This is a genomic window from Curtobacterium sp. MCBA15_008 (assembly GCF_001865065.1).
Taxonomy (GTDB): domain Bacteria; phylum Actinomycetota; class Actinomycetes; order Actinomycetales; family Microbacteriaceae; genus Curtobacterium.
Map to the genome: position 1 here is coordinate 52,441 of NZ_MJGN01000025.1, position 25,675 is coordinate 78,115.

The window sequence follows — 25,675 nt, forward strand, 5'->3', positions numbered from 1 at the left end:
GGTCGCTCCCCGCTCGTGTGTTCTCCGGGCGTGCCCTCGCGCTGCTCCGGGCATGACCAGGGAAAACGAGGCCGTCGAAGGTGCGCATCGCGGCTCGGAGCGTGTCGCGTGTGCGCGAGCGGTGTCGAGCTGCGAGTAAGCTAGGAGTGTTCCAACCAACCTGGAAGTCAGCCATGCGCGACCTCTGCGTCGCAGGCTGTGCCGGTTTCACGTCTTCCGAGAGGTAACAGTGCGTTCGAATCGCCGTATACGTTGGGCGGCCGTCCCGGTGGCCGTCGGTCTGGTCATCGCACTGGCTGGCTGCACGCAGCAGCAGTTGAACGGATGGCTCCCCGGCACGGAGGAGACGAAGGACGTCACCAACCACACGAGCCGCATCGTCGGCCTGTGGACCACCAGCTGGGTCGTCCTGCTCGCGGTCGGTCTGATCGTGTGGGGCCTGATCATCTGGGCCGCCATCGTCTACCGCCGCCGCAAGGGCCAGACCGGCCTGCCGGTGCAGATGCGGTACAACATGCCGCTCGAGATCTTCTACACGATCGTGCCGCTGATCCTGGTGCTCGGCTTCTTCGCCTTCACCGCGAAGGACCAGGCCGCGATCGAGAAGCCCTTCACCAACCCGGACGCCACCGTGCACGTGTACGGCAAGCGTTGGGCGTGGGACTTCAACTACATCGACCAGAAGAACCCCGACGAGAGCGTCTACTACCAGGGCATCCAGGCCCAGGAAGAAGAGAACGCCAACGGGGCCATCGACGAGTCGCAGCTGCCGACCCTGTACCTGCCCCAGGGCAAGAAGGTCAAGATCGAGCTCTCCTCGCGCGACGTCGACCACTCCTTCTGGATCATCGACTTCCTGTACAAGAAGGACATGCTCCCCGGGAAGACGAACTACGAGTACTTCATCCCGGAGAAGCTCGGCACGTACCAGGGCAAGTGCGCAGAGCTCTGCGGTGAGTACCACTCGCTCATGCTCTTCCAGGTGAAGGTCGTCACACCGACCGAGTACAACCAGTACCTCGCGGACCTCAAGGACCAGGGCAAGGTCGGTCTGCTCGGCAACGAGTACAACACCAACACCAACGAACCGAACAACAAGGCGCCCGTCACGGCGTCGAGCGAGAACAAGTAGGGGCTCGTCTGATGACAACGTCACTCGTCGGCCAGCCGACCAGGCCCTCGACGCCGGACTTCCAGGCGTCGAAGGTCGGCCGGAAGGGCAACATCATCGTCCGGTGGATCACCTCCACGGACCACAAGACCATCGGGTACATGTACCTGATCGCCTCGTTCATCTTCTTCCTGCTCGCGGGTGTGATGGCGCTCGTGATCCGCGCCCAGCTCTTCGAGCCCGGCCTGCACGTGGTCGCGACGAAGGAGCAGTACAACCAGCTCTTCACGATGCACGGCACGATCATGCTGCTGCTGTTCGCGACGCCGCTCTTCTCGGGCTTCGCGAACGCGATCATGCCGCTGCAGATCGGTGCGCCGGACGTCGCCTTCCCGCGTCTGAACGGCTTCGCCTTCTGGCTCTACGTGTTCGGCGCGCTCATCGCCGTGGGTGGCTTCCTCACCCCGCAGGGCGCCGCGTCGTTCGGTTGGTTCGCCTACGCGCCACTCAGTGACACGACGTTCACACCAGGGCTCGGCGGCACGTTGTGGGTGTTCGGGCTCGGCCTGACCGGCTTCTCGACGATCCTCGGTGCCGTGAACTTCATCACGACGATCATCACGATGCGCGCCCCGGGCATGACGATGTTCCGCATGTCGATCTTCACGTGGAACACCCTCGTGACGGCGCTGCTCGTGCTGATGGCCTTCCCGGTCCTCGCCGCAGCCCTGTTCGGCCTCGGTCTCGACCGCGTGTTCGACGCCCAGATCTTCAACCCGGCGAACGGTGGGGCACTGCTCTGGCAGCACCTCTTCTGGTTCTTCGGCCACCCCGAGGTCTACATCATCGCGCTGCCGTTCTTCGGCATCGTCTCCGAGGTGTTCCCGGTCTTCAGCCGCAAGCCGATCTTCGGCTACAAGACGCTCGTCTACGCGACCATCTCCATCGCGGCCCTCTCGGTCACCGTGTGGGCGCACCACATGTACGTCACCGGTGGCGTCCTGCTCCCGTGGTTCTCGCTCATGACGATGCTCATCGCGGTCCCGACCGGCGTGAAGATCTTCAACTGGGTCGGCACGATGTGGCGCGGCTCGGTGACCTTCGAGACCCCGCTCCTGTGGGCGATCGGCTTCCTCATCACCTTCACGTTCGGTGGTCTCACCGGTGTGATCCTGGCGTCGCCGCCGCTCGACTTCCACGTGTCCGACTCGTACTTCGTCGTTGCACACTTCCACTACGTGGTCTTCGGAACCGTCGTCTTCGCGATGTTCTCCGGCTTCTACTTCTGGTGGCCGAAGTGGACCGGCAAGATGCTCAACGAGCGTCTGGGCAAGATCCACTTCTGGCTCCTGTTCATCGGCTTCCACACCACGTTCCTCATCCAGCACTGGCTGGGCGTCATCGGCATGCCGCGTCGCTACGCGACCTACCTGCCGAACGACGGCTTCACGTGGATGAACCAGCTGTCGACGATCGGCTCGATGATCCTCGCGATCTCGTTCCTGCCGTTCATCTTCAACGTCTACGTCACCGCCCGGAACGCACCGAAGGTCGCCGTGAACGACCCGTGGGGCTACGGCCGATCGCTCGAGTGGGCGACCAGCTGCCCGCCGCCGCGGCACAACTTCACGTCGATCCCGCGCATCCGTTCGGAGTCGCCGGCCTTCGACCTGAACCACCCGGAAGCGGGTGTGCCGATCGGTGTCGGTCCTGCGAAGGACGCTCCGGACGCTCCGACCTACGACGCCGCGAAGGGCGAGGTGAAGTAAGGCGATGCGCGCCAACACCAATCTGTTCTGGATCCTCTTCGGGTTCTTCATCCTCGCGGACGCCGCGTACACCATCTGGTCGCTCATCTACTACGGCGAGCCGGAGTGGGTCGGCACCGTGGCCATCGGCCTCACCGGGATCATGTCCGCGTTCATCGCGTTCTACCTCGGCAAGGTCATGTCCTCGCAGGGCGGCGTGCTGCCCGAGGACCGTCCGGACGCCAACATCGAGGACGGCGACGCCGAGCTCGGGCACTTCAGCCCGTGGTCGTGGTGGCCGATCCTGCTGGCGGGGTCGACCGCGGTCGTGTTCCTCGGCGTCGCAGCCGGCCTCTGGATCGTGCCGATCGGTCTCGCCCTCGTGGCGGTCACCCTCGTCGGCTGGGTCTACGAGTACTACCGCGGCAACTTCGGTCACTGACCTGACGCTGCAGCGCACTTGACACATTCGGGCGGCACCACCTCGGTGCCGCCCGAAGTGCGTCCCGGCACGAAGCAGACAGCCGGGCCCTATGAGACAGCCCGATGCAGACAGCCGGGCACGACCGGCACCGCACGACGAGACAGCACGACCGGAACCGCACGACCGGCAGCGCACGACCAACCGGCCCCGACGAACGGCCCCACCAGCACCCCGGTCCCCGAACCGGGAATCATCCGGCCCGCACACGGCTTGCCCTCAAGCGGACTACCTCCACCACAGCGAAAGGAGTCACCCCCGGTGACCGACAAGCGCACTCTCATCATCTTCGGCGCGACGGGCGACCTCGCCTCCCGCCTGCTGCTGCCGGGCCTCGGCACGTTCCTGCAGAGCGGTCGAGCGGTTCCCGTCCAGCTCATCGGCACCGGGCGCAGCGCCCGCAGCGAGGAGCAGTGGAAGGACATCGTCACGAAGTCCTTCGCGTCGCAGGACGTGAAGGGCCCGGAGGTCGACGCCACCATCGCGTCGACCGAGTTCATCCAGGGTGACCCGACCGACCCCGAGCACCTCAAGGCCCTGCTCGCCGCAGCGGACAACGAGCCGGTGCTCTACTTCGCCCTGCCGCCGCAGATCGCGTCCGACATCTGCGAGGCCCTCGAGCACGTCGAGCTCCCCGCCGGCACGACCCTGGCGTTCGAGAAGCCCTTCGGCACCGACGTCGCGAGCGCGCGGGCCCTCAACGAGACGGTCCTCAAGCTCGTCCCCGAGGAGCGCGTGCACCGCACCGACCACTTCCTCGGTCGCACCACGGTCCTCAACATCATCGGTCTGCGCTTCGCGAACCGCCTGTTCGAGCCGATCTGGAACGCGGACAACATCGAGAAGGTCGACATCTTCTACGACGAGACCCTCGGTCTCGAGAACCGCGCGCAGTACTACGACGAGGCCGGCGCGATGGTCGACATGATCCAGTCGCACCTGCTGCAGATCCTCGGCATCGTGACGATGGACGCACCGGCGGACATCGACTCCGTCGAGTTCCGCTCGTCGCTCGCCCGTGTGCTCCGATCGACCGAGCTCAAGGGCGGCGACCCGAAGGTCGCGTCGCGTCGTGCCGTGTACACGGCCGGCACCATCGACGGCAAGGAACTGCCCTCGTACCAGGACGAGGACGGCGTCGACAAGTCGCGCAAGACGGAGACCCTCGCCGAGATCTCGGTCGAGGTGGACACCGCGCGCTGGAAGGGCGTCCCCTTCACCCTGCGCTCCGGCAAGGCGCTCGGCGCCAGCCGCAAGGAAGTCCTGATCACCTTCAAGCCGGTGACGCGCCTCCCTTCCGGCCTGTCCGGTCGCCCGAAGACGGACACGCTCCGCATCGTCCTGAACCCGGACGAGATCGAGCTGACGGTGTCGGCGAACGGCGGCGGCAACCCGTTCGAGATGGGTCAGGTCACCCTGTCCTCCTCGTTCGCCGACGGTGAGCTCACGCCCTACGGCGAGGTCCTCAACGGCATCTTCCACGACGACCCGCTGCTCTCGATCCGCGGCGACGTGGCCGAGCGCTGCTGGGAGATCGTCGAGCCGGTCGTCAAGGCCTGGAAGGCCGACGAGGTTCCCCTCGAGGAGTACCGCGCGGGTTCGCGCGGCCCGGCGGACTGGGAATCGTCGTCCTGAGTCGGTGACCCCCTGACGGACTGGAGGCGCGGTGCCAGCTGGCACCGCGCCTCCAGTCCGTCTGTGCGTGCGTTCCGTCCCATCGCACCCGACCTGGGAAGACGAATCGCGCGTAGGGGGTCGGAAAGAACGACCTCCTACGCGCGATTCCGCTTCTTACGCGCGGAACTGCTTCCTACGCGCGGGACCGCTACGCGGTCTTGCCCGCGCGCTCGCCCTCGCCCGTCCACGACCGCGTGCCGCCGTCGTGCACCGGCAGGCGGGTGCGGTGCCCCGCGGCCGCACCGCGTGCCCGGGCGATGGCGTCGGCGGCCGACACGAGGGTGAGGTGCGAGAGCGCCTGCGGCGTGTTGCCGATGTGGTGCCCGGTGGCGACGTCGATCTCCTCGGAGAGCATGCCGACCTCGTTGGCGTAGCCCGTGAGCACGTCCATCAGGCGTTCGGCGTCGTCGACCCGACCGGACGCGGCGTACTGCTCCACGAGCCAGAACGAGCACGCCAGGAACGGGTGCTCGGCGCCGGAGAGTCCGTCGAACCCGGAGGACGTCCGGTAGCGCAGGACGAGACCGTCCGACCCGGTGCTGAGGTCCTGCTCGATGGCGGCGACGGTGCCGGTCATGCGCGGGTCGTCGGCCTTGAGGTACCCGATCTGCGGCAGGACGAGCAGGCTCGCGTCGACCTCGTCCGTGTCGTAGTGCTGCCGGTAGCTGCCCCGGTCCGCGTTCCAGCCGTGCTCCTCGATCTCGTCGCGCACGGCGGCACGGAGGGTGCGCCAGCGGTCGACGGGACCCTCGAGCCCGAACTCCTCGACGGCGGCGACCCCGCGGTCGAACGCCGCCCAGATCATCGCGCGCGAGTGCGTGAAGTGCCGGCGCGGGCCGCGCATCTCCCAGATGCCGTTGTCGGGCTCCTGCCAGTGCTGCTCGACGTAGCCGAGCAGGGCACGCTGCAGCGCCCAGGAGTCGGCGTTCTCCTCGACGCCGAGCTCGCGTGCGTCGTGCAGGGCCGCGAGCACCTCGCCGAACACGTCGCCCTGGTACTGCGTGTAGGCGCCGTTGCCCACGCGGACGGGCGTGGAGCCGTCGTAGCCGGGCAGGTTGTCGAGCGTGCGCTCGGGGAGCTCCCGCTCGCCGGCCACGCCGTACATGATCTGGACGTCGGCGGGGTCCCCGGCGATCGCACGGAGGAGCCAGCCGCGCCAGTGTGCCGCTTCGTCGCGGTACCCGTGCGCGATGAGCGAGGCGAGGGCGAGCGAGGCGTCGCGGAGCCAGACGTACCGGTAGTCCCAGTTGCGTTCGCCGCCCGGGTCCTCCGGCAGGCTCGTGGTCGCGGCGGCCACGACGCCACCGGTCTCGGCGTGCGTCATCGCACGGAGGAACATCAGCGAGTTCCGGGTCGCCTGGACGTACCGGCCCTCGGTCCGGATCGGCGCCATCCACTCGCGCCACCACGCACGGGTCCGGTCCAGTGCCACGTCGACGTCGAGCGGCTCCGGCGGTTCGCGGTGCGAGGGGTACCAGGTGAGCGCGGTGTCGACGACGTCGCCGTCGTGCACGGTGCTCGTCGCGGTGTGCCGGTGGTCGTCGGGCCGGAACTGGACCCCGCGGACGATGACCGACGCCGGTCCCGCCGTGGCCAGCAGCGCCGGGTCCTCGTCGCCGCCGATCTGCCGGACCCAGGGGAGTGCTCGGGCGTAGTCGAACCGGATGCGGAGCACCTGCTGGACCTCGACGGTGCCGCGCAGGCCCCGGACGCGGCGGACGATCGTCGCCCGGTGTGCGCCGATCGGCATGAACTCGGTGACCTCGACGATGCCGGTGCTCGTCGTCCACACCGTGGAGAGCACGAGCGTGTCGTGGTCGTACCGGCGGGTGGCGGTCGCGTCGGGGTCGGTCGGGCGCAGGGTCCAGTGGCCGTGGTCCTCGGTGCCGAGGATCGACGCGAAGGTCGAGTGGCTGTCGAACCGGGGCAGGCAGGCCCAGTCGATGGTGCCGTCCCGGCCGACGAGCGCCGCGGTGTACGTGTCACCGATCAGCGCGTGGTCCTCGATGCGGTTGGTCGGTGGGGTCGCCTCGCTCATGGGGCGATCCAACCACCGCCGGCCGTGCGCCAGGCCGAGCGGCCTGTGCGGCCCCACAGCGCGGGGGCCGCACAGCCCTCGGTGCGGGAGCCGGCCTGGCTCAGTGCGGGTCGGCGGGGTCTGCCTCGGCCAGACCGACGCGGGCCAGCTCCGACCACATGCCGGCGCCGTCCGGGGCGTACACCCACGGGGCGGACGACTCGCGCGAGCGTTCCTGCGCCCGGGAGCGACCACCGGCCAGGACGGCCTCGCTGGTGGAGAGCTGGCGGATGGCGACGCCCGCGACGTTCTCGGGGTGCGCCCGGGCGAACTCGCCGTACAGCGACTCGTCGTGCTGCCCGTCGTCGCCGACCAGGAGCCACTGCACGTCCGGGAAGTCCTTCGCCAGGCGCTCGAGGTTCTGCTGCTTGTGGAGCTGCCCGCTGCGGAAGAACCGGTCGTGCGTGGGCCCCCAGTCGGTCAGCAGCAGGGTGCCGGCCGGGTAGAGGTTCCGGCTGAGGAAGCGCTGCAGCGTCGGCGCGACGTTCCAGGCACCCGTCGACAGGTAGACCGTCGGGGCGCCCGGGTGCTGCGCGAGCACGCGTTCGTAGAGCACCGACATGCCCGGGACGGGGCGACGACCGTGCTCGGTGAGCACGAAGGAGTTCCACGCCGCCAGCATCGGGCGGGGGAGCGAGGTCACCATCACGGTGTCGTCGATGTCCGACAGCAGGCCGAAGCGGGTGTCCGGGTGGACGATGAAGACGTCGGCCTCGACGTCACGCATGCCCCCGGCGGAGAGCTTGATCGTCTGCCAGCCGGGCTCGAGGTCGATCGGCACGATCGTGTCGACCACGCCGCCGCGGTCGGACTGCACCACGTGGGTGGTCCCGCCGGCCGTGATCGTGACCTCGGCGTCGTCGACGGCGACGCTCGTGAAGCTCTTCCACCCGCGGACGCCGTAGAAGGAGGCGTCGGAGGCGAGACCGCGCCGGGTGAGGAGGACGCGGCACAACACGCGGATCCAGCCCGGGGCGCCGTAGCCGGTGTACGGGATCACCGTCGGCACGAGGCCGCGGTGACGGGCCCGGTGCTCACGGAACTCCTGGACGGCGTCCTCGATGCGGGCGGCACGGTGCAGGATCGGCTCGGCCAACGACGGTTCGTGGGGCGTCGGGTCGGGCATGTGTCGATCATTCCACGGTCGGACCGCGACACCTACGACCTCGCAGGTGCTTTGGGAGAGTCGCAGCGATATTCCAGCCGGTCTCTGCGACAGTTGGTGCGTCGCCCACCCACATGACCGCGCTGTCGGCGCAAGAGGAGAACACGTGCTCGTCACCGAGGTACCGAACGCACTGCCGGGGGGATCATCACTGCTCAGGAACGAGCCGGTCCAAGCCCGTAGTTCGGCGCGCCTCGCGGGTCTCCTCGACGCCGCCGCCGCGGTGATCGACGAGATCGGGTTCGAGCGCCTGACGACCGCGATGGTCGCCGAGCGGGCCGGCGCCTCCATCGGCACCGTCTACCGCTACTTCCCGGACCGCATCGCCGTCGTCGAGGCCCTGGCGATCCGGAGCACCCAGCGCCTCGCCGAGCGCTTCGTCAGCACCCTGGCGGAGAGCGACGCGACGACCTGGCAGCAGGCCTGCGACGCCCTCATCGACGTCACGGCCGACATGTACCGCACCGAGCCGGGCTTCCGCGCGATCCGCTTCGGGGACGCGGCGGACACCGGCACCGGGGACGCCGAGGACCGCATGGCGGCACTCGGCGGGACGGTCGCCCAGATCATGCACGAGCGGTTCGGCCTGCCGGTCGGTGAGCGGATGGCCCGCACCTGGGTCGTCCTCGCCGAGTCCTCGCACGCGGTGCTCGCCCGCGCCCACCGCGATCCGGCACACCCCGACACCGCCCTGATCGAGGAGTACCGCCGGATGAGCCGCACCCACCTCGAGACGGTGCTCGCCGCCTCCTGACACCCCGGTTCCGCACAGCAGGACCAATCCCTCGACGCCCGCCCTCCGAACTGGAGGCGCGGGCGTCGTCGTGCGTCGGCGCTGCGGTCCGGCCCGCATCGACTCCAAGGCCGTGGGGCACCATCCGGAACACGTCACGGATCGTCATTCGCAACCGATGTCGTACCCGACGGGTACTCTCACTCGGAGTCGGGCTACCTCCGAACAGAAGGGCACCCATGATCGAGTTCCGCAGTGTGCGCAAGACGTACCCGGACGGCACCAACGCAGTCGACGACTTCAGCCTCGTCATCCCCTCCCGGACCACCACGGTCTTCGTGGGGTCGAGTGGCTGCGGCAAGACCACGTTGCTCCGCATGATCAACCGGATGGTGGACCCGAGTGCGGGCGCCGTCGAGATCGACGGCGAGGACGTCGCCGGCGTCGACCCCGTGCAGCTCCGTCGCCGGATCGGCTACGTGATGCAGAACGCCGGGCTGCTGCCGCACCGCAAGGTCGCGGACAACATCGCCACCGTGCCGCTGCTGACCGGCGTCTCCAAGGCCGAGGCCCGTGCGCGAGCCCTCGAGCTGATGGACACCGTCGGGCTCGACCGGGCCTTCGCGGACCGGTACCCCTCGCAGCTCTCGGGCGGCCAGCAGCAGCGCGTCGGTGTCGCTCGTGGCCTGGCGGTGGACCCGAACATCCTCCTGATGGACGAACCCTTCGGTGCCGTCGACCCGCTGGTCCGCAACGACCTGCAGGACGAGCTCATCCGGCTGCAGCGCGAGCTCGGCAAGACGGTCGTCTTCGTGACGCACGACATCGACGAGGCCTTCAAGCTCGGCGACCAGGTCGTCATCCTGAAGAAGGGCGGCGAGATCGCCCAGCTCGGCACGCCGGCGGAGATCCTCGCCGAGCCCGCCGACGACTTCGTCGCGAACTTCATCGGCGCGGGCCGCGGCCGCCGCGCCCTCCGGGTCGAGCAGACCCCGACCGGTCCCATCGTCGTCGACGGCGAGGGGCGTGCCGCGGGCGTGCTCACCGGGCCGGTCCAGGTGGTCGACGCCGCCGAAGCCGTGCCGCAGGCGCAGCAGGGCGACGCGTGAACTGGGTCCTCGGGAACCTCGACACGATCAGTGACAACCTGATCGCACACGTGTGGCTGTCGATCCCGCCGGTCGTCATCAGCTTCGTGCTGTCGGTGCCGATCGGACTGCTGGTCTCCCGGCTCCGCAAGCGGCGCGGGCCCGCGCGGGCGACGGGGTCGACGATCGTCGTGGTCGCGAGCCTGCTCTACACGATCCCGGCGCTGCCGCTCTTCCTGGTGCTGCCCGCGGTGCTCGGTACGAGCTACCTCGACCCGGTGAACGTGGTCATCGCGATGACGATCTTCGGCGTCGCCCTGATGGCGCGGTCCTCGGCTGACGCGATCGACGCGGTCGACTCCGACGTCGTGGGCGCGTCCGAGGCCCTCGGGTACTCGCCGGCGCAGCGCTTCTTCAAGGTGGAGTTCCCGCTCGCCGGTCCCGTCCTGCTCGCCGGCATCCGCGTCGTGTCCGTGTCGACGATCAGCCTCGTCACGGTCGGCGCCCTCATCGGCATCCCGAACCTCGGCTTCCTGCTGACGGACGGGCTGAAGCGCGGGATCAGCGCCGAGATCCTGACCGGCATCGTGCTGACGATCGTGCTCGCGCTCGTGTTCGACCTGCTCCTGGTGGCGATCGGCCGTCTGGTCATGCCCTGGACACGGGGGAGCGGCAGGACCGCTCGGCGCTTCCGCCGCTCCGCCGCTGACGACGTCCGCACCGGGGAGGTCTCCGCGTGAACCTCTTCGCCCAGGGCATCGCCTGGATCTTCGACCCCGCGAACAACGTCGGCGCGGACGCCATCGGTGTCCGGCTGTGGGAGCACGTCTGGATCACGCTCCTCGCCGTCGCGATCGCGGTCGTCATCGCCGTGCCGCTCGGCCTGCTGATCGGGCACACCGGCAAGGGCCGCTCGATCGCCGTCGGGGTCTCCGGCGGCATCCGCGCCCTGCCGACGCTCGGTCTGCTGACCCTGCTCGCGCTGGCACTCGGCCTCGGGCTGCAGGCACCGCTCATCGCCCTCGTCGTGCTGGCGATCCCGTCGGTCCTCGCCGGTGCGTACTCCGGCGTCGAGGCCATCGACCGCGTCACCATCGACGCGGCCAAGGCGCAGGGCATGACCGGGTGGCAGATCCTCGGCAGGGTCGAGGTCCCGCTCGCCCTGCCGCTCATCGTCGGCGGCATCCGCGCCGCGGTCCTGCAGGTCGTGGCGACCGCCACCCTCGTCGCCTACATCAACGCCGGAGGGCTGGGCGGCTACGCCTTCTCCGGCATCGCCAACCAGGACTACGCGGAGGTGCTCGGCGGTTCCATCATCGTGATCGCCCTCGCCATCGCGTTCGAGATCGTCTTCGCCGCGCTGCAGCGGCTCGCCGTCCCCGCGGGTGTCTCCGCCGGGTCGGCGCGACCGTCGCGTCGGAGCACCCGTAGCTCGGCACCACGAGCATCAACCCCTGTGGAAGGAACCCACCCGTGATCACAGCAACGACCCGGCGCCTCGCCGCGACGATCGCCGTCGCGTCCGCTGCCGCCATCGCCCTCGCGGGCTGCTCGTCGAGCGACCCGCTCTCCTCCGGCTCCGGCGGAGGGGACTCCAAGACCATCGTCGTCGGCTCCCAGGCGTACCCGTCGAACGAGATCATCGCCGAGCTGTACGCGCAGGAGCTCGAGCACGAGGGCTTCACCGTCAAGAAGCAGCTCAACATCGGCCAGCGCAAGGCGTACTGGCCCGAGGTCGAGAAGGGGAGCATCAACGTCTTCCCCGAGTACAACGGCAACCTGCTGAACTACCTGCTCCAGGCGGACGGCAAGGACACCACCACCGAGACGACGACGGACGGCATCAACACCGCCCTCAAGGACGTCCTGCCGTCCGACGTCAAGGCGCTGCCCTCGGCCGACGCGTCGGACGCCGACACCTACACGGTGACCCAGGCGACCGCCGACAAGTACGACCTCAAGTCGATCGCGGACCTGTCGAAGATCGGTGGCACCATCTCGATCGCCGCCAACCCGGAGTTCGCGACGGCCGCCTACGGCCCGAAGGGCCTCAAGGAGAAGTACGGCATCACCGGCGAGGTCAACCAGCAGAACGACTCCGGCGGCCCGCTGACGATCAAGGCGATCCAGGACGGCGACTCGCAGGTCGCGGACATCTACTCCGCCAGCGCATCGATCAAGACCGAGAAGCTCGTCACCCTCGAGGACCCGAAGCACCTCGTGCCGGCGAACAACGTCACGCCGATCGTGTCGAAGGGGCTCGACTCGAAGGCGGCCGACGCCATCGAGAAGGTGAACAAGCTCCTCACGACCGACGTGCTCATCGAGCTCAACCGACAGAACTCGGTCGAGCAGAAGTCGGCGTCCTCCGTGGCCAAGTCGTTCCTGCAGGACAACGACCTGCTCTAGCGGACGGCTGGACGACCAGCGACAGTAAAGCGACAGGTGTCGGGCAATTGCCCGGCACCTGTCGTCGTTCGTCGGGCAGTCATGCAGCACGTCGGTTCCGCACGGTTGTGCCGTGCACTGCTCGTGCACGTTCGTGCAGTCCAGGGTTCTACAAGTTGTCGAGTGAGGTGCCCGCGCGGTAACGTGGAGGTGTCCCAACGGCCAGTGACACCAGAAGTTCCCCCTCCACAGGAAGCAACTGACGTGCACCAACAGCGCGCGGCGACCCGGCACGGACACGCCGCATGAACGACATCCTCGATCCGCTCATCCTGTCGCGGTGGCAGTTCGGTCTGACGACGATCTACCACTTCCTCTTCGTCCCGTTGACGATCGGCATGGCCGTCGTCGTGGCCGTGTTCCAGACGGCCTGGTACCGCACGGGGCGGGCGCACTACCTCCAGCTGACCCGGTTCTTCGGGCGCATCTTCCTCATCAACTTCGCCATGGGCGTCGTGACCGGGATCGTGCAGGAGTTCCAGTTCGGCATGAACTGGTCGAACTACTCCCGGTTCGTCGGTGACGTGTTCGGCGCTCCGCTCGCGCTCGAGGGGATCCTCGCCTTCTTCTTCGAGGCGGCCTTCATCGGGTTGTGGATCTTCGGGTGGGACCGCCTGCCGAAGGGCGTCCACCTCGCCACGATGTGGTGCGTCAGCGCGGGCACGATCATGTCGGCGTACTTCATCATCGCCGCGAACGCGTTCATGCAGCACCCGGTCGGGTACGCCATCAACGCCGCCAAGGGGCGCGCGGAGCTCACGGACATCTGGGCCGTGCTCGGCAACAAGGTCGCCCTGGCCGCCTTCCCGCACACCCTGTTCGCGTGCTTCATGGTCGCCGCGGCCGTCATCATCTCGGTCGCCTCGTACCACCTCGCCCGGAACCAGAACCTCGAGACGATGATGCCGGCCCTGAAGTTCGGCATGTGGACGATGCTCGCCGCCGGTGCCCTCACGGTGCTCACCGGCGACCAGCTCGGCCTCACCATGGTCGACACGCAGCCGATGAAGATGGCCGCCGCCGAGGCGCTGTACAACACCGCCACCGGCAAGGACGCCTCGTTCTCGATCTTCACCCTCGGCACCCCGGACGGCGTGCACGAGCTGTTCTCGATCCGGGTGCCCTACCTGCTCTCGTTCCTGTCGACGCACACCTTCAACGGCACGGTCGAGGGCATCAACGACCTGCAGGCGCAGTACTCGCAGGTCTACGGACCCGGCGACTACAAGCCGATCATCTGGGTCACCTACTGGTCGTTCCGCTGGATGATCGCCCTCGGCGTCGGCGCGGTCATGGTGTCGCTCGCGGGGCTCTGGCTGACCCGCAAGGGCCGCTTCCCGACGAAGCGGTGGGTCTGGCGGATCGCGACCTGGACGGTCCCGCTGCCGATGGCGGCGATGATCGTCGGCTGGATCTTCACCGAGATGGGCCGCCAGCCCTGGCTGGTGTTCGGGCTGCTCAAGACCGGCGACGGCGTCTCGCCGAACGTGACCGGGCTCGAGGTCCTCATCTCCCTGGTCGTGTTCACGCTCATCTACGGCTCGCTGGCCGTCGTCGAGTTCAAGCTCATCAAGAAGGTCGCACAGGAGGGCCCCGCCGCCCCGGCGGAGGTCGACGAGGAGACCGGCGAGGTCAAGCACGAAGTGACGGTGTACTGAGATGGATCTGCCGGTTCTCTGGTTCGCGATCGTCGGCGTCTTCTTCGTCGGCTACTTCGTCCTCGACGGCTTCGACTTCGGCGTCGGCATGTCGCTGCCGTTCCTCGGCAAGGACGACACCGACCGTCGCGTCCTGATCAACACGATCGGCCCGGTCTGGGACCTCAACGAGACGTGGGTCATCGTCGCCGGTGCCTGCCTCTTCGCGGCGTTCCCGGAGTGGTACGCCACGATGTTCTCCGGGTTCTACCTGGCGCTGCTGCTCATCCTCGCCGCCCTCATCGCCCGCGGTGTGTCGTTCGAGTACCGGCACCAGAACAAGCACCTCGAGTGGAAGCGCCGCTTCGACCTCATGATCATCGTCGGCAGCGCGGTCCCGTCGTTCCTCTGGGGCGTCGCGTTCGGCAACGTCGTCCGCGGGATCCCGATGGACGCCGGCCACAACTACACCGGCACGCTGTTCGACCTGCTCAACCCGTTCGCCCTGCTCGCCGGCGCCGCCACCCTGCTCGTGTTCTTCACGCACGGCGTCGTGTTCGTCGCCCTGAAGACCGAGGGCGAGATCCGCGAGCGTGCGAAGCGCCTGGCGACCCGGGCCGGCATCCTCACGATCGTCGTGGGAGCGGTGTTCCTGGTGTCCATGGCGTTCGTCCGGGCGACCCCGGCGTCGCTCGTCCTGTCGGTCGTGGCCGCGCTGGCGCTCGTGCTCGCGGTGCTCTGCAACGTCTGGGGCAAGGACGGCCGCGCGTTCACGCTCATGGCCGTGACCATCGCCGCGATCGTCCTCGCGATGTTCACCGCCATCTTCCCGAACGTGATGCCGGACTCGGTCAACCCGGCCAACAGCCTGACCGTGTACAACGCGTCGAGCGGGTCGTACACGCTGACGGTGATGAGCTGGGTGGCACTGATCTTCGTGCCCCTCGTGTTCGCCTACCAGGCCTGGACCTACTGGGTGTTCCGCAAGCGCGTCTCGCGGTCCCAGGTCCTGCAGGCCGCGCACTAGGCACCGACGATGAAGCCGCTCGACCCGCGACTCCTGCGCCTGTCCCGCACGGCGCGCGGCTTCATCGTCGCGGCCGCCGGCACCGGCCTCCTCCGCACGCTCGCCACCATCGGGATCGCGTGGGGGATCGCCGCGGCCGTCACGCTCGGGGTCGACGCCGTCCGGCAGGGCAGCGTCCCGGCCGCGATCGCTCCGACCCTCGGGCTGCTCGGCGCGGCGTTCGTGCTCCGTGCCGTCGCGGCGTGGGCCACCGACGACCTCGCAGCGCGTGCGGCCGCCCGGGTGAAGAGCGAGCTCCGCGCGACCGTCCTGGCCCGGGCGGCCGAGCGCGGGCCGTCCTGGCTCGCCGGACGCTCGAGCGCCGGGTTCGCCACCACGCTCGGCCCGGGGCTCGACGCGCTCGACGCCTACTTCGGCCGGTACCTGCCGCAGCTGGCGCTCACGGCGATCGCCACGCCGGTGCTCCTGGTCGCCATCGGGTTCGGTGACCTGACCAGCGGGCTCATCGTCCTCTGCGCGCTCCCGGTCATCCCGGTCTTCATGATCCTCATCGGGCTCGCGACGCAGGCACTGCAGCGGGGACAGTCGGATGCGCTCGCTCGGCTCGGCACCGCCTTCACCGAGGCCGTCGAGGGACTCGCGACGCTCAAGGTGTTCGGGCGTGCCCGTCGGCAGGTCACCCGGATCGGCACCGTCACCGACGAGTACCGCCGCGGCACGCTCGGGGTGCTCCGGCTGTCGTTCGTGAGCGGCTTCGCCCTCGAGCTCGCGGCGAGCCTGTCGGTGGCCCTCGTCGCCGTCTCGATCGGGGTCCGGCTCGTCGACGGATCGCTCGGCCTCGGCGCCGCGATGTTCGTGCTGGTCCTCGCCCCCGAGGCCTTCGCCCCGATCCGGCAGGTCGGCGCCGACTTCCACGCCGCGCAGGACGGCGTCGAGGCCTCGACCGCCGTGCTCAACGTGCTCGACGACACCACGGCCCCGCCCGCGCCACCCGCCGGCGCCCCGGCCGCCGCGGAGCTCGTGCTCGACGGCCTGACCGTCCGCCGTCCGGACGTCGTGATCGGCCCCGTCCACCTCCGCGCCGCCCCGGGGACCGTCGTCGTGCTCGCCGGCCCGAGCGGCTCCGGCAAGTCCAGTCTCATCGCGGCGATCCGCGGCGTGCTGCCCCACGACGGCACCGTCACCGTCCCGGGCGCGGCCGGCTCGACCCCGGCGGAACGCACCACCTGGGCCGACCAGCGTCCCCGACTCGTGCGCGGGACGATCGCCGAGAACGTCGCGCTCAGCGCGACCCCCGACGTCACCGCCGTCCGGACCGCCCTGGGCGAGGCGGGGCTGGGACTCGACCCGGGCCTCCAGGTCGGATCCGGCGGGAGCGGGCTCTCCGGCGGCCAGGCGCAACGCGTCGGCGTCGCCCGCGCGCTGTACCGCGCGCACCGCGCGGCGACCCCGCTCGTCCTGCTCGACGAGCCGACCTCCGCCCTCGACGCCGAGGCCGAGGCCCATGTCATCGCGACGGTGCGTCGGCTCGCCGACGACGGCGCCGTGGTCGTCGTCGCCAGCCACCGACCGGCGGTCATCGCCGCGGCCGACGTCCGCGTCGACGTGCGCGTGGGCGGCGCGGTCGTCGTCACCCAGGTGGACGGAGCGCGAGCATGAGCCGGGAGGCCCAGCGCGGCTCCGTCCTGCGGCTCGCCATGCCCCACGGGTCGGGTTGGGCGAAGGCGGTCGCCGCCGGTGCGCTCAGTGCGGTCTGCGCGGTCGCGCTCCTCGCCGCGAGCGGCTACCTCATCACGCGTGCGGCGGAGCACCCGCCGATCCTGTACCTGACGCTCGTGATGGTCGGGGTCCGCGCGTTCGCGCTCGGGCGTGCGGCGCTGCGGTACGTCGACCGGCTCGCCGGACACGATGCGTCGTTCCGGCAGCTCGCGGTGGTCCGCACGGAGATGTACCGCCGCCTGTCCTCCGTCGCGCCGGCCGGACTCGGCTCCACCGGGCGCGGCGACCTGCTCACCCGGCTCGTGACGGACACCGACCGGCTGCAGGACCTGCCGATCCGGGTCGTGGGGCCGCTCGTGTCCGCCGGGATCGTCGCCGTCCTGTCGCTCGTGGCCGTCGCCGTGGTGTCGGTCCCGGCGGCGCTCGTGCTGCTGGTCGCCCTCGCGGCGGCGGCCGTGCTCGGCTCGGTCGTGACACTCGCGATCGCCCGGCGTTCCGACGAGCAGACCGCGGCCGAGCGTGGGGAGGTGGCCGACCTCGTGCTCGACACCGTCCGCACGCTCGACGTCTTCGCGGCCTACGGCACCCTCGACGAGCGGCTGGCGCACATCGCACGCCTCGATGCCCGGGTGACCGCGGCAGTCCGGCGACGCGGCACCGTGGAGTCGCTCGTCGGCGCCCTCGTCGGCCTGGTCGGCGGCGGTGCGGTCGTCGGCATCCTCGCCGTCGGGGCACCCGCAGTGGTGTCCGGTGCGCTCGACGGTCCGCTCTGGGCCCTCGCGGTCTTCGTCCCGCTGGCCCTGTTCGAGGTCGTCGGTGGTGTCCCGCTCGCCGTCCTGACGTTCCGCCGGGTGCGGGCAGCGGCCGATCGGGTCGAACGGGTCGTGCCGGCCGAGGTCCCCGCCGGAATCGTGCCCGAGCCGGACGCCGACGCCGACCCCGCGTCACTCGTGGTCGACGGGCCCGTCGCCGTGTCCCTCCGCGACCTGACGGTGCGCTGGCCCGGAGCCGACGCCGCCGCGGTCGACGGGGTGTCGCTCGACCTCCGTCCCGGCGAGGTCGTCGTGCTCGAGGGACCGAGCGGCGCCGGCAAGTCGACCCTGGTCGACGCGCTCGTCCGGTTCGTGGACCACCGGGGGTCGTACACGCTCGACGGGGTCGAGGCGAGGGACATGCACCCCGACGCCGTCCGGGCCCGCGTCGGACTCATCGAACAGGACCCGTTCGTGTTCGACCAGTCCGTGCGGCAGAACCTGCTCTTCGCGCGGGAGACCGCCACCGACGACGACCTGCTCGCCGTGCTCGACCGGGTCGGGCTCGGCTCGTGGGTCACCGCTCGGGGCGGCCTCGAGGCCGGCGTGGGGGAGCGCGGCCAGCTCGTCTCGGGCGGTCAGGCGCACCGCCTCGCCCTGGCACGCGCGCTGCTGCACGCCTTCCCGGTGCTCGTGCTCGACGAGCCGACCGCCGACATCGACCCCGACCTTGGCGACGCGGTCCTGCGTGACCTCGTCGGCGCAGCCCGCGCCGAGGGCCGCACGGTCGTGATCGTGTCGCACGTGCCCGTCGCGGGCGACCTCGTCGACCGCACCCTGCGGATGCGCGACGGGCGCTTGGTCGGCCCGTGAACGCGACCGGCTGCGGAGGCGGGCCGACGGGGTGCGGCGGACCGCGCCTCCAGGCCTTGTAATCTTGTTCACCGTGACCAGCGAGCAGACCGTCGACGACCCGAACGCCTACGACTTCCGTCGTCTCCAGGAGAAGTGGCAGCCCCGCTGGGAGGAACTCGGTCTCTTCACCACCGACCTCGACGACACCCGTCCGCGCAAGTACATCCTCGAGATGTTCCCGTACCCCTCCGGCGACCTGCACATGGGCCACGCCGAGAACTGGGCGCTCGGCGACTTCGTGGCGCGGTACTGGCGGCAGCAGGGCTTCAACGTGCTGCACCCGATCGGCTGGGACTCGTTCGGGCTGCCTGCCGAGAACGCGGCGATCAAGCGCGGGGTGGACCCGAAGGACTGGACCTACGCGAACATCGAGCAGCAGAAGGCGTCCTTCAAGCGCTACGCGCCGTCGTTCGACTGGACCACCGAGATCCACACCTCGGACCCCGAGTACTACAAGTGGAACCAGTGGCTGTTCCTCAAGATGTACGAGAAGGGGCTGGCGTACCGGAAGGACAGCTGGGTCAACTGGGACCCGGTGGACCAGACCGTGCTCGCCAACGAGCAGGTCCTGCCCGACGGCACCTCGGACCGCTCCGGCGCCGTCGTCGTCAAGAAGAAGCTCACGCAGTGGTACTTCAAGATCACCGAGTACGCCGACCGGCTGCTCGACGACCTGAACCAGCTCGAGGGCCGCTGGCCGGCGAAGGTCATCGCGCAGCAGCGCAACTGGATCGGCCGCTCGGTCGGTGCCGACGTCGACTTCGTGATCGAGGGCCGCGACGAGCCCGTCACCGTCTTCACCACGCGTCCGGACACGATCCACGGGGCGACGTTCCTGGTCGTCGCGCCCGACTCGGACCTGGCTGCCTCGCTGGTCTCGTCGGCTCCGGACGACGTCCGTGCTGCGTTCGACTCGTACCTGGTCGCCACCCAGAAGACCTCGGAGATCGACCGGCAGAACGCCGATCGGCCGAAGACCGGCGTGCCGCTCGGCCGCTTCGCGATCCACCCGCTGACCGGGGAACGCCTGCCGATCTGGGCCGCCGACTACGTCCTCGCCGACTACGGACACGGCGCCGTCATGGCCGTGCCGGCGCACGACCAGCGCGACCTCGACTTCGCGCGGGCGTTCGACCTGCCGGTGAAGGTCGTCGTGGACACCAACGCAGCGGTGACCGGGGCGATCCCGGTGATCGACCCGTCGATGTCGCCTGATGACCTGCCGTCGCTCGATCCCGTGTCGACCGGGGAGGCGCTGACCGGGCAGGGCCGGATGATCAACTCCGGACCGCTCGACGGCATGTCGAAGCAGCACGCCATCAGCGCGGCGATCCGTCTGCTCGAAGAGCGCGGCACCGGCCGCGCCGCGAAGACCTACCGCCTGCGCGACTGGCTCATCTCGCGCCAGCGCTTCTGGGGCACCCCGATCCCGATCATCCACGGCGCCGACGGCACCGAGTACCCGGTGCCGGAGGACCAGCTGCCCATCGTGCTGCCGGACACCGAGGGCCTCGACCTGAAGCCCAAGGGGACCTCGCCGCTCGGCGGCGCGACCGAGTGGGTGAACGTCCCGAACCCGGTCGACGGCTCGCCGGCGCTCCGCGACACCGACACCATGGACACCTTCGTCGACTCGTCGTGGTACTTCCTGCGGTTCCTCGCCGCCAACGACGACACGCAGGCGTTCGACCCGGCCATCGCCCGCAAGTGGGCGCCGGTCGACCAGTACATCGGCGGCATCGAGCACGCGATCCTGCACCTGCTCTACGCCCGCTTCGTCACGAAGGTCCTGTTCGATCTCGGCTACCTCGACTTCACCGAGCCGTTCTCGGCGCTGCTCAACCAGGGCATGGTGCTGTCCGGCGGGTCGAAGATGTCGAAGTCGAAGGGCGGCGTCTCCCTCGGCGACGAGCTCGACGCGAACGGCGTCGACGCGATCCGTCTGGTGATGGGCTTCGCCGGCCCGCCGGAGGACGACATCAACTGGGAGGACGTCTCGCCGTCCGCCTCGGCCCGGTTCCTCGCCCGTGCATACCGGCTGGCGCTGGACGTCACCTCGTCGCCGGACGTCGTCTGGGCCGAGGGCAACCGCGCACTCCGGCAGGTCACGCACCGGTTCCTGGCCGATGCGCCCGGGATGATGGAGTCGTTCAAGTTCAACGTCGTGATCGCCCGCCTGATGGACCTGGTGAACGTCACCCGCAAGGCGATCGACAGCGGCCCCGGCGCCGCCGACCCCGCCGTGCGCGAGGCCGTCGAGACCATCGCGCTCGGCCTGAGCGTCTTCGCGCCGTACACCGGCGAGGAGATGTGGGAGAAGCTGGGCTACGAGGCCACGGTCGCCACGTACGGCTGGCGGAAGGCCGACCCGACGCTGCTCGTTCAGGACACCCTGACCGCGGTCGTGCAGGTGAACGGGAAGGTCCGTGACTCGTTCGAGGTGTCGAAGTCGATCGACCCGGCCGAGCTCGAGGCGATGGCGCGGGCGTCGGCGAACGTGCAGCGGTACATCGGGGACCGCGAGATCGTGAAGGTGATCGTGCGGGCGCCGAAGCTCGTGAACATCGCGATCAAGGGGTAGGTGCTCCGGGTGTTCCTCCCCAGTGGGGGATGTCCACCCGTCATCCACTGGAACGCCCTGGGGAGCCTCGCCGATCGGCGGGGCTCCCTAGCGTTCCGGTATGTCTTCGCCTCCACCGCGTCTCGCCGCGCTCGCGTTGTCGCCCCGGTCCGCTGTGGTGCTGGCGGCGGTGATCGTCGTGATCGCCGTCGTGGTGGTCCTGCTCGGGTCGCGGTCCGGGGTGTCGGGCGCCGGTGGCCCCGGGGGTCCCGGTGTCGTGACGGTGACCGGAGCGCCGTCGGTGGGGGCGCCGGCAGGGTCCTCGCCGGCGTCGTCTTCGGCGTCTGGGTCTGGGTCATCGTTTTCGTCGTCTTCGGCCGGGGTTGCGTCGTCGTCGGCGGGTGCCGTGGTCGTGCACGTCGTCGGGGCGGTGGTCCGTCCGGGCGTCGTGGCCCTCGGCCCGGGCAGCCGGGTGTCGGCGGCCATCGACCGTGCCGGGGGCGCGACGGCCGACGCGGACCTGGCGCGACTGAACCTCGCACGGGTGGTGGCGGACGGGGAGCGGCTCTACGTGCCGAAGGTGGGGGAGACGGACATCCCTCCCGCGCTCGACGAGGCGCCGGGAGCCGGTGGCGCTGCTGTGCCCGGAGGGGTGGCGGGTCCCGACGTCGAGGTCGTCGACCTCAACACCGCCGATCAGGCGGCGCTCGAGACCCTGCCGGGCATCGGGCCGTCCCTGGCCCAGCGGATCCTCGCCTGGCGGGACGAGCACGGGCGGTTCTCGGCGGTGGAGGACCTGCTCGACGTCAGCGGGATCGGGGACGGTCGGTTCGCCGACCTCCAAGACCGCGTCCGGGTCTGACGGCCGTGGCGGTGGACCTCGCGCCCCGGGTGGCCGACCTCCGGATCGCGGTGCCGGTGGTGGTGGCGTGGATCGGCGCGGCGGTGATGGTGGGGGTGCCGGCAGCGGCGGGCTGGGTCCTCGGCATCGGCGTCGGCGTCGTCGTCTGCGTCTGCGTCGTGCTCGGGGTCGCGGCTGTTCCGTCTCGGCGGCGGCTGGGTGCTCTCGCAGGCCCGGCTGGCCCGGCCGGCCTGGCTGGCCTGGCTGGCCTTGCCGGCCTGGCCGGCCTTGCCGTGACGACGGCGTCGCTGTCTTCGTTGCTCGCCGTGGCGGTGCTGGTCGGCGAGGCGCGGCGAAGTCCCGCGGTGCTCGACGACCGCGGACACGGGACCGTCGCCGTCGAGGTCGTCCTGTCCCGCGACCTCGCGCCCGGCGACCGCTCCGTCGTCGGCACGCTCGAACGGGTCGAAGACCTCGCCGGACTGCGGGTCCCGGTGCGGGTGGTCCCGGACCGCGACGACGACAGGCCCCCGGTGCACCTGGCAGCCGGGACCCTGCTCCGATCGTCGGCCTCGGTCGAGCCCGATGCGCCCGGAGCGACGACGGCTGCCGTGGTGTTCCTGCGCGGCACCGCCTCGACGCGTGCGCCGACCGGGATCCTCGCCGCCACCGACCGCGCGCGTCAGACGTTCGTCGCCGTCACCGAGCCACTGCCCGAGCCGGGCGCATCGCTCCTCCGCGGGCTCGCGATCGGGGACCGGAGCGGGCTCGACGCTGCGACCGAGTCGGCGATGGAGACCTCGGCGCTGACACACCTCACCGCCGTGTCCGGGGCGAACTGCGCGGTGGTCGCCGGGCTCGTCGTGGTGCTCGGTCGAGCGCTGGGGTTGCCCCGGTACGCTCGGGCGGCCGTCGCCGTGGTGCTCCTGCTGGCGTTCGTCGTGCTCGTCCGGCCCGACCCGTCGATCGTGCGGGCGACGGTCATGGCGATCGTCGTGCTCGTGGTGCACCTGACCGGTCGTCCCGTCCGCGGGGTCCCGCTCATCGCCCTCGCCGTCGTCGGGATGCTCGTCGTCGACCCCTGGTACGCCCGGTCCTTCGCGTTCGTCCTGTCCGTGCTCGCGACGAGTGGGATCGTGGTGCTCGGACCGCCGCTCACTGAACTCCTCGCGCGCCGACTCTGGACCCCGGCGGCCGCGGCACTTGCCGTGCCGATCGCCGCGCAGCTCGCGTGCTGGCCGTTGACGATCCCGCTGTCCGCCGCGCTCCCCACCTACGCGGTGCCGGCGAACCTGCTCACCGAACCCCTCGCGCCGATCGTCACGGTGGTGGGGCTCGGGGCGTGCCTGGTCGCGGCGGTGTGGCCGTGGGGCGGGACGGTCCTGGCCGCGGTCGCCTGGGTCCCCGCGAGCGCCATCGGGGGGATCGCCCACGGCGCGGCGGCGCTTCCGCACGCATCGGCACCGTGGCCGGGTGGCGTCGCGGGGGTGATGGCCGCAGGCACCGTCAGCGCGAGTGTCGCGGTCGCGGTCCTCGTACCGCGTCCGGTGCGCTTCCGGCTCCTCCTGCTGGCCGGCGCGGTCACGGTCATCGGTATGGCGGTCGTCGCCGTTCCCCGCATCGTGGTGCGCTCGGGGCTGCCGTCGAACTGGTCGACGGCAGCCTGCGACGTGGGCCAGGGTGACGCCGTGCTCGTGCGCGGGGGAGTCGACCGGACCGGCGCTGACGGTGCGGGTACGGATGCGGTCGCACTCGTCGACACCGGGGACGACCCGGACCGGCTGGAGGCGTGCCTCGACCTGCTCGGCATCGACCGCATCGACCTGCTGGTGCTGACCCACTTCGACCGCGACCACGTCGGCGCGGTCGACTCCGTGGCGCCCCGGGTCCGGACCGCGCTCGTCGGACCGGTCGGTCGTCCAGCCGACGAGCGGGTCGTCCGTTCCCTGCAGCGGGCCGGCGCGGACGTGCGGCAGGCCGACGACACGACGGCCGGCACCCTCGGCGCGCTCCGGTGGCGCGTGCTCTGGCCCCGCGCGGGGGCCCGGGACGCCGGCAACGACGCGAGCCTCGTGCTGCGCACCGAGCCCGGTCCGGACTGCTCGACGTGCGTGTCCGGGCTGTTCCTCGGCGATCTGGGTGAAACCGCGCAGCGACGGCTCCGTGCCACCGGCATCGACCCGGTCGAGGTGGTGAAGGTCGCGCACCACGGTTCCGCTGACCAGGACCCGCTGCTGTACCGGCAGGCCGCGGCTGCGGTCGGACTGATCGGCGTCGGCGCGGACAACACGTACGGGCACCCGACCCGCTCGGCGCTGGCGATGCTCCAGAGCGCGGGGACAACGGCGTACCGGACGGACCTGCACGGCACGGTCGTCGTCGGCCGTGCCGGCTCGGAAGGTCCGGACGACCCGGACGGCGTGCGGGTGTGGACGGAGCGGTCGGGGTCGGCGGTCGCCCGTAGGATCGAGGCATGGCCGCCAAGAAGCCCGTCCGCGCCGCGGCGAAGATCGACCAGGTGCCGTGGTCGGGGATCCGACCGGCGCCCGTGGTGCTCGTCACCGGGCCCGAGACCTTCCTGGCCGAGCGTGCCAGCAGTGTCCTCCGCGACCTGCTCGTGGGCGAGGACTCGGCGCTCGAGGTGCACGACCTCGAAGCCGACCAGTACGCGCCCGGCCTCCTCGCCACCCTCGCCAGCCCGTCCCTCTTCGGCGAACCCCGACTGGTCCGGGTCACCAACGTCGAGAAGTGCACCGACGCGTTCATCACCGAGACCATCTCGTACCTCGGTGCCCCGGCGGACGACGTCACGCTCGTGCTCCGGCACGGTGGTGGCGTGCGTGGCAAGAAGCTGCTCGACACGATCCGGAGCGGCGTCGGCGGTGGGATCGAGGTGCAGTGCGACGAGCTCAAGCGCGAGACCGACCGGATCGACTTCGTCCAGGCGGAGTTCCGGGCCGCTCGACGGAAGATCGCGCCGTCGGCGGTGCGCACCCTCGTCTCGGCGTTCGCCGACGACCTGGCGGAACTCGCCGCGGCGTGCCGACAGCTCCTCGCCGACGAGGCGCAGGAGATCACCGACAAGGTCGTCGACAAGTACTACGGCGGCCGTGTCGAGACGAACGCGTTCAAGGTCGCCGACATCGCCCTCGCCGGCCGCTCCGCCCCGGCGATCGTCGAGCTGCGACACGCTCTGTCGACGGGCGAGGCCCCGGTGCCGATCGTCGCCGCGTTCGCGAGCAAGATCCGCACGATGGCGAAGGTCAGTGCCTTCCGCGGGCCGAGCGGGCAGGCTGCGTCGGCCCTCGGCATGGCGCCGTGGCAGGTGCAGCGGGCGCAGCGTGACGTGGCCTCATGGACCGAGGCCGGGCTGGCGAACGCGATCACCAGCATCGCCGAGGCGGACACCGCGGTGAAGGGTGGTTCGCGCGACGCCCACTACGCGCTCGAGGTCATGGTGCGCACGATCGCCCGCCGCGGCGAGCCCCGCTGACCCGGCACTGCCCGAGGTCGAGGCCGAGGTCGCGCGACGCGCCGCTCACGTTCGCCGAGGTCGCATTTCGTGCCGCCGGCGCCGTCCGAGAGCGGCACAAAATGCGATCTCGGCGCCCCGCCCTGAGCGAGCCCGAGACGCGCCCCGTTCCCGAGGTCGCACGACGCGCCGCTCACGTCCGGCGAGGTTGCACTTCGTGCCGC

The 25,675-nt window shown here is 70.4% G+C and carries 18 protein-coding genes and 1 pseudogene; 17 read left to right on the plus strand and 2 right to left on the minus strand.

Translation table 11 applies throughout. The features are described from left to right. Positions 1–229 precede the first annotated feature (229 nt). From coxB to BIU96_RS12000, 4 genes are all read left to right on the plus strand, one after another. Positions 230–1,132, plus strand: a complete 903-nt coding sequence (coxB, locus tag BIU96_RS11985) for a cytochrome c oxidase subunit II (RefSeq protein ID WP_071292847.1) — start codon at positions 230–232, stop codon at positions 1,130–1,132. Positions 1,133–1,143: 11 nt separating this feature from the next. Then, on the plus strand, positions 1,144–2,880 hold the full coding sequence (gene ctaD, locus BIU96_RS11990; protein WP_071292848.1) for a cytochrome c oxidase subunit I: 1,737 nt from the start codon (positions 1,144–1,146) through the stop codon (positions 2,878–2,880). 4 nt (positions 2,881–2,884) lie between these two features. Beyond that, entirely contained in the window at positions 2,885–3,301 is a 417-nt protein-coding gene (locus tag BIU96_RS11995; RefSeq protein ID WP_071292849.1) for a cytochrome c oxidase subunit 4, read from the plus strand. A 300-nt stretch (positions 3,302–3,601) separates the two neighbouring features. Continuing rightward, positions 3,602–4,975, plus strand: coding sequence for a glucose-6-phosphate dehydrogenase (locus tag BIU96_RS12000; protein ID WP_071292850.1), 1,374 nt, complete (start codon positions 3,602–3,604; stop codon positions 4,973–4,975). A 190-nt stretch (positions 4,976–5,165) separates the two neighbouring features. Here BIU96_RS12000 and BIU96_RS12005 read toward each other — a convergent pair whose 3' ends face one another. Together BIU96_RS12005 and BIU96_RS12010 are read right to left on the minus strand one after the other, a co-directional pair. Beyond that, complete coding sequence (locus BIU96_RS12005) at positions 5,166–7,055, minus strand: glycoside hydrolase family 15 protein (RefSeq protein ID WP_071292851.1); 1,890 nt, start codon at positions 7,053–7,055, stop codon at positions 5,166–5,168. Between the two features lie 100 nt (positions 7,056–7,155). Further along, positions 7,156–8,220 carry an App1 family protein gene (locus BIU96_RS12010; RefSeq protein ID WP_071292852.1) on the minus strand — a complete coding sequence of 355 codons (1,065 nt, stop codon included), beginning with the start codon at positions 8,218–8,220 and terminating at the stop codon, positions 7,156–7,158. A 145-nt stretch (positions 8,221–8,365) separates the two neighbouring features. Here BIU96_RS12010 and BIU96_RS12015 point away from each other — a divergent pair, with 145 nt between their 5' ends. The 13 genes and pseudogenes from BIU96_RS12015 (at position 8,366) to holA (ending at position 25,472) form a co-directional block, all read left to right on the plus strand. Beyond that, a complete protein-coding gene (locus tag BIU96_RS12015) occupies positions 8,366–9,013 on the plus strand; it encodes a TetR/AcrR family transcriptional regulator (protein ID WP_071292853.1) in 648 nt (215 codons plus the stop codon). A gap of 218 nt (positions 9,014–9,231) precedes the next feature. Beyond that, positions 9,232–10,101: an ABC transporter ATP-binding protein gene (locus BIU96_RS12020; RefSeq protein WP_071292854.1), complete on the plus strand. Its 870-nt coding sequence runs from the start codon at positions 9,232–9,234 to the stop codon at positions 10,099–10,101. Continuing rightward, positions 10,098–10,820 carry an ABC transporter permease gene (locus BIU96_RS12025; protein WP_071292855.1) on the plus strand — a complete coding sequence of 241 codons (723 nt, stop codon included), beginning with the start codon at positions 10,098–10,100 and terminating at the stop codon, positions 10,818–10,820. Before BIU96_RS12020 ends, BIU96_RS12025 begins: the two co-directional genes overlap by 4 nt. Next, positions 10,817–11,557, plus strand: a complete 741-nt coding sequence (locus tag BIU96_RS12030) for an ABC transporter permease (protein ID WP_071292856.1) — start codon at positions 10,817–10,819, stop codon at positions 11,555–11,557. Before BIU96_RS12025 ends, BIU96_RS12030 begins: the two co-directional genes overlap by 4 nt. Then, complete coding sequence (locus BIU96_RS12035; RefSeq protein ID WP_071292857.1) at positions 11,554–12,489, plus strand: ABC transporter substrate-binding protein; 936 nt, start codon at positions 11,554–11,556, stop codon at positions 12,487–12,489. The genes BIU96_RS12030 and BIU96_RS12035 overlap by 4 nt, the downstream gene beginning before the upstream one ends. Positions 12,490–12,773: 284 nt before the next feature. Continuing rightward, positions 12,774–14,186, plus strand: coding sequence for a cytochrome ubiquinol oxidase subunit I (locus tag BIU96_RS12040; protein WP_071292858.1), 1,413 nt, complete (start codon positions 12,774–12,776; stop codon positions 14,184–14,186). Position 14,187: 1 nt separating this feature from the next. Further along, positions 14,188–15,192 carry a cytochrome d ubiquinol oxidase subunit II gene (cydB, locus tag BIU96_RS12045; protein ID WP_071292859.1) on the plus strand — a complete coding sequence of 335 codons (1,005 nt, stop codon included), beginning with the start codon at positions 14,188–14,190 and terminating at the stop codon, positions 15,190–15,192. 9 nt (positions 15,193–15,201) lie between these two features. Beyond that, the gene (cydD, locus tag BIU96_RS12050) at positions 15,202–16,851 is read left to right on the plus strand and encodes a thiol reductant ABC exporter subunit CydD (RefSeq protein WP_071292860.1); all 1,650 of its coding nucleotides are present in this window, start codon (positions 15,202–15,204) and stop codon (positions 16,849–16,851) included. Then, positions 16,848–18,536 (plus strand): thiol reductant ABC exporter subunit CydC, encoded by a 1,689-nt coding sequence (gene cydC / locus BIU96_RS12055; protein WP_071292861.1) that lies wholly within the window; start codon positions 16,848–16,850, stop codon positions 18,534–18,536. The genes cydD and cydC overlap by 4 nt, the downstream gene beginning before the upstream one ends. 73 nt (positions 18,537–18,609) lie before the next feature. Continuing rightward, on the plus strand, positions 18,610–21,159 hold the full coding sequence (gene leuS / locus BIU96_RS12060; protein WP_139199981.1) for a leucine--tRNA ligase: 2,550 nt from the start codon (positions 18,610–18,612) through the stop codon (positions 21,157–21,159). A gap of 100 nt (positions 21,160–21,259) precedes the next feature. Then, on the plus strand, positions 21,260–22,000 hold the full coding sequence (locus BIU96_RS12065; protein ID WP_071292863.1) for a ComEA family DNA-binding protein: 741 nt from the start codon (positions 21,260–21,262) through the stop codon (positions 21,998–22,000). 770 nt (positions 22,001–22,770) lie between these two features. Continuing rightward, positions 22,771–23,871 (plus strand): annotated as a pseudogene (locus BIU96_RS20500) (ComEC/Rec2 family competence protein); the annotation flags it as partial. A gap of 581 nt (positions 23,872–24,452) precedes the next feature. Continuing rightward, positions 24,453–25,472: a DNA polymerase III subunit delta gene (holA, locus tag BIU96_RS12080; RefSeq protein ID WP_071292866.1), complete on the plus strand. Its 1,020-nt coding sequence runs from the start codon at positions 24,453–24,455 to the stop codon at positions 25,470–25,472. Positions 25,473–25,675: the final 203 nt, after the last annotated feature.

Bases quoted from the DNA above. Each gene is read 5' to 3' on its own strand.
- ctaD (WP_071292848.1), top strand. From the start codon at position 1,144: ATGACAACGTCACTCGTCGGCCAGCCGACCAGGCCCTCGACGCCGGAC.
- BIU96_RS11995 (WP_071292849.1), top strand. From the start codon at position 2,885: ATGCGCGCCAACACCAATCTGTTCTGGATCCTCTTCGGGTTCTTCATC.
- BIU96_RS12005 (WP_071292851.1), bottom strand. From the start codon at position 7,055: ATGAGCGAGGCGACCCCACCGACCAACCGCATCGAGGACCACGCGCTG.
- BIU96_RS12010 (WP_071292852.1), bottom strand. From the start codon at position 8,220: ATGCCCGACCCGACGCCCCACGAACCGTCGTTGGCCGAGCCGATCCTG.
- BIU96_RS12020 (WP_071292854.1), top strand. From the start codon at position 9,232: ATGATCGAGTTCCGCAGTGTGCGCAAGACGTACCCGGACGGCACCAAC.
- BIU96_RS12040 (WP_071292858.1), top strand. From the start codon at position 12,774: ATGAACGACATCCTCGATCCGCTCATCCTGTCGCGGTGGCAGTTCGGT.
- cydB (WP_071292859.1), top strand. From the start codon at position 14,188: ATGGATCTGCCGGTTCTCTGGTTCGCGATCGTCGGCGTCTTCTTCGTC.
- cydD (WP_071292860.1), top strand. From the start codon at position 15,202: ATGAAGCCGCTCGACCCGCGACTCCTGCGCCTGTCCCGCACGGCGCGC.
- cydC (WP_071292861.1), top strand. From the start codon at position 16,848: ATGAGCCGGGAGGCCCAGCGCGGCTCCGTCCTGCGGCTCGCCATGCCC.
- BIU96_RS12065 (WP_071292863.1), top strand. From the start codon at position 21,260: ATGTCTTCGCCTCCACCGCGTCTCGCCGCGCTCGCGTTGTCGCCCCGG.
- holA (WP_071292866.1), top strand. From the start codon at position 24,453: ATGGCCGCCAAGAAGCCCGTCCGCGCCGCGGCGAAGATCGACCAGGTG.